This is a genomic window from Pseudarthrobacter sp. NamE5 (assembly GCF_005796225.1).
Taxonomy (GTDB): Bacteria; Actinomycetota; Actinomycetes; order Actinomycetales; family Micrococcaceae; genus Arthrobacter.
The window spans coordinates 1-681 of the sequence record NZ_VAHO01000039.1 but is presented as its reverse complement, the minus strand read 5'-3'; the positions used below and the strand labels follow the sequence as shown (position 1 = coordinate 681).

Below are 681 nucleotides of genomic sequence, written 5' to 3'. Positions count from 1 at the left end.
GCCGGGGATGATTGACCAGATCCGGGAGCTGGAGGATGCGAAGTCTGCTTTGGCTGCGAGGCAGGCCCGGATTGAGGTTGCCTTTGATGTGGCGAGGAGGCGGGAGCAGGCGGAGGCGGGCGTGCGGGGCGATGAGTGCGGCGCCGGGGCGCGGCAGAGATAGCTCTGGCCCGGCGGGAGTCCCCTGCCCGGGGCGGCAGGCTCCTGGGATTGGCGAAGGCCTTGGTGACCGAGATGCCCCGCACCCTGGCAGCTTTGGAGTCCGGTCAGCTGAATGAATGGCGGGCCACACTGGTGGTAAAGGAAACAGCCTGCCTGCCCGCCGGGGACCGGTGCGCCGTGGACGAAGAACTGGCTGCCGATACCGGCACCTTCGACGGCGCCGGGGACCGGGCCATCATCAGTGCCGTCCGGGCCGCGGAGTACCGGCGGGACCCGCGGTCGGTGGCGAAACGGGCAGCCCGCGCCGTGACCGAACGGACTGTATCGCTGCGCCCGGCGCCGGACACCATGACCTACCTGGCCGCCCTGCTCCCCGTGGCCCAGGGCGTGGCCGTGTACGCGGCGCTGGCACGGGGCGCCGATACCGTCAGGTCCTCGGGTGATGAGCGGTCCAAGGGCCAGGTCATGGCCGACACCCTGGTCGAACGGGTCACCGGCACCCCCGGCGGGATCAGCGGG

At 71.4% G+C, this 681-nt stretch carries 1 pseudogene; it reads left to right on the top strand.

The window, feature by feature from the left end:
• Window positions 1-7: 7 nt before the first annotated feature.
• A pseudogene (locus FDW84_RS18985) lies at window positions 8-681 on the top strand (DUF222 domain-containing protein); the annotation flags it as partial.